The sequence below is a fragment of the Vibrio sp. GLN_1 genome (genome assembly GCF_043106015.1).
GTDB lineage: Bacteria > Pseudomonadota > Gammaproteobacteria > Enterobacterales > Vibrionaceae > Vibrio > Vibrio parahaemolyticus.
In genome coordinates, this window is the sequence record NZ_JBICMD010000017.1 from 520,413 (window position 1) to 528,677 (window position 8,265).

The following is an 8,265-nucleotide window of genomic DNA, read 5'->3' on the forward strand; positions in this document are numbered from 1 at the left end:
TATGATAAAGGGGTGGCTCTTTGAATGCTACGGTGATTTTCTCGTAAATTTTACCCCGATTGGTGCAACATTCTGTTGCATAGTAGACCAGACTTTAAGCTATAATGAATGAACGTTCATTCACTGGTAGTAGGATTATGACGGACAACCCTGCTGTAGATAAACGCGATCAAATACTTGCCGCTGCGGAGCAGTTAATTGCAGAGTCTGGCTTTCAAGGGCTTTCTATGCAAAAGCTGGCCAACGAAGCGGGTGTCGCCGCCGGGACGATTTATCGCTATTTCTCAGACAAAGAACATCTATTGGAAGAAGTGCGTCTTAACGTAGCCAAACGCATTGCTTCTGCAGTGCAAGCGGGCGTTAATGACGACATGCCATTGAAGGAACGCTATCGAACCATGTGGCTCAACATCTGGAATTTGGCGGGTTCCAACTTAAACGCCATCAGTAATCGAGTTCAATATGATTCGTTACCTTGCACAACAAGAAACAAGACGTGGGAACTTGAGCGAAAAATGTTTGCCCAAGTAGATCGCCTTTTCAACCAGGGCAAAGAAGAAGGGGTTTTTAAGCCTCTCGATAACGAAGTGCTCTCTGGATTAAGCTTTGAAGCAAGCGTCGCGCTTGCGAGAAAACATGCTTTGGGATTTTATCAATTGGACGACGATGCGCTGGAAGCAGCCATTGAAGCCAGTTGGGATGCAATTATCAAACACTAACTTGGAGTTCTTAATAGAATGAAAAAGTGGACTTTCTTTATGTTACTTATCGCCGTTCTCTTGTTCGGCAGCGTGATAGGTTTCAATTTATTTAAGCAACAAAAGATCGCTGAATACATGGCAAACCGTCCTGAACCTGAGTTCCCAGTAACCGTTACGGAAGTAAAAGCGGTGGATTGGGTACCAGTGATCGAGGCTATCGGTTTTATCGAACCAAACCAAGGTGTGACGGTAGCGAACGAAACGAGCGGTGTTATCGACAAGATCGCTTTTGAATCAGGTACTCAAGTTGAAGCTGGCCAACCCCTCGTTTTGCTTGATTCTGAAGTAGAAAAAGCGAACTTGAAGAGTTCACAAGCGAAACTTCCTGCAGCAGAAGCGAAATACAAACGTTACCAAGGTCTGTTTAAGAAAGGTTCTATTTCTAAAGAAGCTTACGATGAAGCTGAAGCAAACTACTACTCGCTTAAAGCAGATATCGAGAGTTTAAAAGCAACCATCGATCGTCGAGAAATCAAAGCGCCATTTGCAGGTGTAGTTGGTATCCGTAACGTTTATCTTGGTCAATACATCCAAACTGGTAGCGATATTGTTCGCCTAGAAGATAGCAGCGTAATGCGTCTGCGCTTTACCGTGCCTCAAACAGACATCTCGCGTATCAAACTTGACCAAGAAGTGGATATTTTTGTAGATGCCTACCCAGATCAGCCATTCAAAGGCTCAATTTCTGCCATTGAACCTGCGGTAAATGTACAAAGTGGTCTGATCCAAGTACAAGCTGACATTCCAAACAGCGATGGCAAACTTCGCAGCGGTATGTTCGCACGTGCAAACATCATCATGCCGAAATTGGCAAACCAAGTGACGCTACCTCAAACAGCAATCACCTTCACTTTGTACGGCGATAACGTCTACATCGTGACAGAAGAAGATGGTGAAAAGCGCGTGAAACAACACGTAGTTAAAGTGGGCGAACGTACTAAAGACATCGCACACATCTTGGAAGGCGTGAAGCCAGGTGATGTTGTGGTGACGTCGGGCCAAGTCCGTTTAAGTAACCACGCGAAAGTTAGCATTGTTGAAAGCAATGCCATTACTCCACCTGCTGAAACACCAATGCTTTAATTGGAGGCATCATGCGCTTTACTGATGTTTTTATAAAACGTCCAGTTTTAGCGGTATCGATCAGCTTTTTGATTGCACTGCTTGGTTTGCAAGCAGTGTTCAAAATGCAGGTTCGTGAATACCCTGAAATGACAAATACGGTGGTTACCGTAACCACTAGTTACTACGGTGCAAGTGCCAACTTAATCCAAGGCTTTATTACTCAGCCTTTGGAGCAAGCAGTAGCACAAGCCGACAACATTGATTACATGACTTCTCAATCGGTACTGGGTAAATCGACCATTACTGTAAACATGAAGTTGAATACTGACCCGAATGCGGCGTTGTCTGACATTCTGGCGAAAACCAACTCGGTACGTTCACAGCTTCCAAAAGAAGCCGAAGACCCAACCGTAACCATGTCGACTGGTTCGACAACGGCAGTACTGTACATCGGCTTTACGAGTGACGAGTTATCTTCAAGCCAGATCACTGACTACCTTGAGCGTGTAATCAACCCGCAGTTGTTCACCGTAAACGGTGTGTCCAAAGTTGATCTCTATGGTGGTATGAAATACGCACTACGCGTATGGCTAGATCCTGCCAAAATGGGCGCTTTGAAGCTGACTGCAACCGATGTGATGAGCGTTTTGAACGCCAATAACTACCAATCCGCAACAGGTCAAGCGACTGGCGAGTTCGTGCTTTACAACGGTAGCGCAGATACTCAGGTATCAAACGTTGCTGAACTTGAAGCCTTAGTTGTGAAAACTGGTGAAGGGGATGTGATTCGCCTAGGTGATATCGCTAAAGTAACGCTAGAGAAGAGTCACGATGTTTACCGCGCAAGTGCAAACGGTCAAGAAGCTGTGGTTGCGGCGATCAACGCAGCGCCAAGTGCTAACCCGATCAACATCGCGGCAGACGTGCTTGATCTGTTGCCTCAACTTGAGCGCAACCTACCAAGCAACATCAAAATGAACGTGATGTACGACTCTACGATTGCGATCAACGAATCGATTCACGAAGTGGTTAAAACCATCCTGGAAGCAGCGGTCATCGTACTTGTGGTTATCACTCTGTTCCTAGGCTCATTCCGTGCGGTAATCATTCCTATCGTAACCATTCCTCTTTCATTGATTGGTGTGGCAATGGTGATGCAGGCAATGGGTTTCTCTTGGAACTTGATGACGCTACTGGCAATGGTTCTTGCCATCGGTCTGGTGGTGGATGACGCGATCGTTGTACTAGAAAACGTTGACCGTCACATCAAAGAAGGGGAATCGCCATTCCGAGCTGCAATCATTGGTACGCGTGAAATTGCGGTTCCAGTTATCGCGATGACATTGACGCTAGGTGCAGTGTACGCGCCAATCGCATTGATGGGTGGTATCACCGGTTCACTGTTCAAAGAGTTCGCTTTGACACTGGCAGGTTCAGTATTCGTATCCGGCATCATCGCTTTGACACTATCACCAATGATGTGTTCGAAGATGCTGAAAGCGAACGAGAAGCCAAGCAAGTTTGAGCAAAAAGTTCACCATATCCTTGATGGCATGACCACTCGTTACGAAGGCATGTTGAAAGCAGTAATGGCTCATCGTCCGGTTGTTATTGCGTTTGCAATCATTGTATTTGCAAGCTTACCAGTCTTGTTCAAGTTCATTCCTAGTGAACTTGCACCTTCGGAAGATAAAGGTGTGGTTGTACTAATGGGTACGGCGCCTTCGAACGCGAACTTGGATTACATCCAAAACACCATGAACGATGTAAACAAGATTCTGTCGGATCAACCAGAGGTAGAATACGCGCAGGTATTTAACGGTGTTCCTAACTCGAACCAAGCGTTTGGTCTAGCAACACTTAAACCTTGGAGTGAGCGTGAAGCCAGCCAATCTGAGATCACCAAACGTGTTGGTGGATTAGTTGCAAGCGTACCAGGCATGTCAATCACGGCATTCCAGATGCCAGAACTGCCTGGTGCGGGTTCAGGTCTACCAATTCAGTTCGTTATCACGACACCAAACAGCTTCGAAAGCTTGTTTACGATCGCAAGCGACGTTCTGACAGACGTAGCCAGCAGTCCAATGTTCGTCTACTCGGACTTAGATCTGAACTACGACTCTGCAACCATGAAGATCAAGATCGATAAAGACAAGGCGGGCGCATACGGTGTGACGATGCAAGACATCGGTATCACGCTAAGCACCATGATGGCTGATGGCTACGTAAACCGTATCGACCTAAATGGCCGTTCATACGAGGTAATTCCTCAAGTTGAACGTAAATGGCGTTTAAATCCAGAATCAATGAAGAACTACTACGTTCGTTCTGTGGATGGAAAAGCAGTACCACTTGGTAGCCTGATCACTATTGATGTTGTCGCCGAGCCTCGCTCACTGCCTCACTTCAACCAGCTGAACTCAGCAACCGTTGGTGCTGTACCATCGCCTGGCGTCGCAATGGGTGATGCAATTAACTGGTTCGAGGACGTAGCGCAGAACAAACTGCCTGCCGGTTACAACCACGACTACATGGGTGAAGCACGTCAGTTCGTGACGGAAGGTAGCGCGCTATACGCAACATTTGGTCTTGCGTTAGCCATCATCTTCTTGGTTCTTGCGATTCAATTCGAATCACTTCGTGACCCGATTGTTATCATGGTATCGGTACCGCTGGCGGTGTGTGGTGCGTTGATTGCATTGGCATGGGGCACAGCCTCGATGAACATCTACTCGCAGGTAGGTCTGATTACATTGGTCGGCCTGATCACCAAGCACGGTATCTTGATCTGTGAAGTAGCAAAAGAAGAGCAGTTGCACAACAAACTGTCTCGAATCGATGCGGTAATGGAAGCAGCGAAAGTTCGTCTGCGTCCAATTCTTATGACTACTGCGGCAATGATTGCGGGTCTTATCCCACTCATGTACGCAACGGGTGCAGGCGCAGCACAGCGCTTTAGTATCGGTATCGTAATCGTGGCTGGTTTGGCAATTGGTACGTTGTTCACACTATTCGTACTACCTGTGATTTACAGCTACTTAGCTGAAAAACACAAACCACTGCCAGTTTTTGTTGAAGATAAAGACTTGGAAAAGTTAGCTCGAGTTGATGAAGCGAAAGCAGCGCACCGCGAACTAGCAGAAAACAAATAAGCTCAAGAAGCTAATAAAAAGGTCACTTCGGTGGCCTTTTTTATTGCTGCTCTCTTTTTTACCATCTAAATGGCGACTTTCCCGTATCATTTACTTAGAATGTCGGCAAATCAAAAGGAGTTTTAGCCACTATGTTTGACCCAAAGAAATTAGAGCAAATTGCTAAACAAATTCATGACTCAATGCCAGCACCAGTAAAAGAGCTAGGCGCAGACGTTGATCAAAAAGTTCGCCAAGTAATCCAAGGCCAACTAAATAAGCTAGATGTAGTAAGCCGCGAAGAATTTGATGTTCAAACTCAAGTTTTACTACGCACGCGTCAAAAGCTGACGGAAATGGAAAAGAAATTAGCCGAGCTTGAAGAAAAGCTAGCTGATAAATAAGCCCCCAAACGCTCCTTCGACAGGAGCGTTTTTCTTATCAGCACATGGAAAAATCGACTAAAAACGAAAAGGCTTGGTCAACGGAGACCAAGCCTTTTAATTAGATGTCGTGTTTTTTGTATTTATCGACTCCACTCTGTCTGGAGTTCATTTAATATCTTCAATGCTGTACAGCGAAGAGAATTAGCCACCAACCGCGATGCGCTTCATATCCGTCATATAGCCACGTAGTTCTTCGCCAATGTATTCCACTGGGTGGTTACGGATAGTCTCGTTCACTGCGATAAGAGTCGCGTTATCCACTTGGTTAGATGTTTCGCCTAGGCCTTTACCAATAACATCTGTACCAACAAAAGGCATGAATTTTTCACGTAATAAAGGCGTTGCTACGTTAGCAAATAGGTAGTTACCGTATTCAGCCGTATCAGAGATAACCACGTTCATCTCATATAGACGCTTACGTGCGATAGTATTAGCAATCAACGGAAGTTCATGTAGAGACTCGTAGTACGCTGATTCATCGATGATTCCAGAAGCTGTCATCGCTTCAAATGCCAGTTCAACCCCAGCACGAACCATTGCAATCATTAGAATGCCGTTGTCGAAGTACTCTTGCTCAGAGATCTCAACGTCCGTTTCTGGGTAATTTTCAAATGCAGTTTCACCAGTTTCTGCACGCCATCCTAGAAGATTTTTATCATCATTTGCCCAATCAGCCATCATGGTGCTAGAGAAATGACCAGAGATAATATCGTCCATGTGCTTGTTATACAGTGGACGCATTAGGTCTTTTAATTCTTCAGAAAGCTCGAACGCCTTGATTTTCGCAGGATTAGATAGACGGTCCATCATGTGAGTGATACCACCGAATTTCAGAGCTTCCGTAATGGTTTCCCAACCGTACTGCAGTAGCTTACCTGCATAACCCGGATCAATGCCTTCAGCAATCATCTTCTCGTAACATACGATAGACCCCGCTTGTAGCATGCCACATAGAATGGTTTGCTCACCCATTAGGTCTGATTTCACCTCAGCGACAAAAGAAGACTCAAGACAACCCGCACGGTGACCACCTGTAGCTGCAGCCCAAGCTTTCGCGATATCCCAACCGTCACCTTTCGGATCATTCTCTGGATGAACCGCGATTAGGGTAGGAACACCAAAACCACGTTTGTATTCTTCACGAACCTCTGTACCAGGACACTTAGGAGCAACCATGACAACGGTCAGATCTTTACGAATCTGCATGCCTTCTTCCACAACGTTGAAACCATGAGAGTAACCTAGTGCAGCGCCTTCTTTCATTAGTGGCATCACCGTCTCAACAACGTTAGTGTGCTGTTTGTCTGGCGTTAAGTTAACAACCAGATCTGCTTGAGGAATTAGCGTTTCGTAGCTACCAACTTCAAAGCCATTATCTTTGGCGTTTTTAAACGATTGACGCTGTTCATCGATCGCAGCTTGACGTAGTGCGTAAGACACATCAAGACCAGAATCGCGCATGTTTAGGCCTTGGTTTAGACCTTGAGCACCACAGCCCACAATGACCACTTTTTTACCTTTCAGGTAATCCGCTTCAGATACAAATTCTTCACGGTCCATAAAGCGACAACGACCAAGTTGATCCAATTGCTCGCGCAAGTTTAGGGTATTGAAATAGTTAGCCATCTGGGTGCTCCTTAAACATTCTTCCATAAAGGTCGGTAACCGTCTTACCGAATAACTTCATACTAAAACAGACATAACGTTGCTTAAAGTGATATATTCACAATCACTTATTGCAATTTATGCAACATGGAAATGAAGATTTAATGAATATCAAAAGCCTGCAACTTTTCATTCATCTCTGTGAGAGTAAAAGTTTTGCCAAAACCGCTGCAGCCATGCACATCAGTCCTTCTGCCCTCAGTCGGCAAATACAAAAGTTGGAAGAAGAAACAAATCAACAGCTGTTTGTTCGCGATAACCGCAGTGTAGAGCTGACAACCCAAGGCAAAAAATTAATGCCTGTCGCGTTAAAAATTCTTAGTGAATGGCAACAGTATCAAAACCATATAAAAGGAACCGAAGGCGAGCTAAAGGGGGAAATCCGTCTCTTTTGTTCGGTGACCGCCAGCTACAGCCATTTACCAGAGTTAATTTCCGATTTTCGTCTTCAGCATCCTTTTATTGAATTTAAGCTATCAACCGGTGACCCAGCTCAAGCAATCGACAAAATACTAGCAGATGAAGCCGATATTGCCATCTCAGCCAAATCGGAGCAGATGCCAAACAAAATCGCGTTTGAAACGATCAGTGAAATCCCTCTGTCTGTCATCGCTCCTGTCGGTGTCAGTTCATTTGCTGAGGAATTGCAAAAGGAGCAGCCAGATTGGTCAATCATTCCATTCATTCTTCCGGAAGCAGGCACAGCAAGGGACAGGGCTAATACTTGGCTCAAAAAAATGAAAATAAAACCGAATATCTACGCGCAAACGTCTGGACATGAGGCCATCGTAAGCATGGTTGCATTGGGATGTGGGGTGGGTATCGCACCGGATGTCGTAATCAACAACAGTCCAGTAAGGGAAAAGATTAATCGCTTAAAAGTATTGCCAATTAAGCCATTTGAACTTGGCGTCTGTTGCACCAAAAACCAGTTAGAAAACCCATTAGTGAAAGCTTTTTGGAAGGTAGCGGAGAGCAAATACATTGCACCTTAATAATGGGTATTTGGATTCGAATTACTTGGGTTATTTTTTATAACCCTAATTTTCAGAACTCTGAAATGCAAAAAAGCCCACTCTTTCGAGTGGGCTTCTTCAAATTTAAAGCCTGGCGATGTCCTACTCTCACATGGGGAAACCCCACACTACCATCGGCGCTATTTCGTTTCACTTCTGAGTTCGGAATGGAGTCAGGTGG

General features: G+C 45.2%; 6 protein-coding genes and 1 rRNA gene. 5 read left to right on the forward strand and 2 right to left on the reverse strand.

Annotated elements, in window-relative coordinates:
- Positions 1-137: 137 nt before the first annotated feature.
- The 4 genes from ACF8OV_RS10785 (at position 138) to ACF8OV_RS10800 (ending at position 5,361) form a co-directional block, all read left to right on the forward strand.
- Complete coding sequence (locus ACF8OV_RS10785; protein WP_005487525.1) at positions 138-719, forward strand: TetR/AcrR family transcriptional regulator; 582 nt, start codon at positions 138-140, stop codon at positions 717-719.
- 18 nt (positions 720-737) lie between these two features.
- Positions 738-1,844, forward strand: coding sequence for a multidrug efflux RND transporter periplasmic adaptor subunit VmeC (vmeC, locus tag ACF8OV_RS10790; protein ID WP_203504493.1), 1,107 nt, complete (start codon positions 738-740; stop codon positions 1,842-1,844).
- 11 nt (positions 1,845-1,855) lie between these two features.
- Positions 1,856-4,978 carry a multidrug efflux RND transporter permease subunit VmeD gene (vmeD, locus tag ACF8OV_RS10795; RefSeq protein ID WP_005478703.1) on the forward strand — a complete coding sequence of 1,041 codons (3,123 nt, stop codon included), beginning with the start codon at positions 1,856-1,858 and terminating at the stop codon, positions 4,976-4,978.
- Between the two features lie 131 nt (positions 4,979-5,109).
- Entirely contained in the window at positions 5,110-5,361 is a 252-nt protein-coding gene (locus tag ACF8OV_RS10800) for an accessory factor UbiK family protein (protein WP_005487540.1), read from the forward strand.
- A 183-nt stretch (positions 5,362-5,544) separates the two neighbouring features.
- On the opposite strand, the gene ilvC is transcribed toward ACF8OV_RS10800, so the two are convergent.
- On the reverse strand, positions 5,545-7,029 hold the full coding sequence (ilvC, locus tag ACF8OV_RS10805; RefSeq protein WP_203504491.1) for a ketol-acid reductoisomerase: 1,485 nt from the start codon (positions 7,027-7,029) through the stop codon (positions 5,545-5,547).
- A 143-nt stretch (positions 7,030-7,172) separates the two neighbouring features.
- Between ilvC and ilvY the strand changes: the two genes are divergently transcribed.
- Entirely contained in the window at positions 7,173-8,063 is an 891-nt protein-coding gene (gene ilvY, locus ACF8OV_RS10810) for an HTH-type transcriptional activator IlvY (RefSeq protein ID WP_005455228.1), read from the forward strand.
- Positions 8,064-8,173: 110 nt separating this feature from the next.
- On the opposite strand, the gene rrf is transcribed toward ilvY, so the two are convergent.
- A 5S ribosomal RNA gene (gene rrf / locus ACF8OV_RS10815) occupies positions 8,174-8,265 on the reverse strand; the annotation flags it as partial.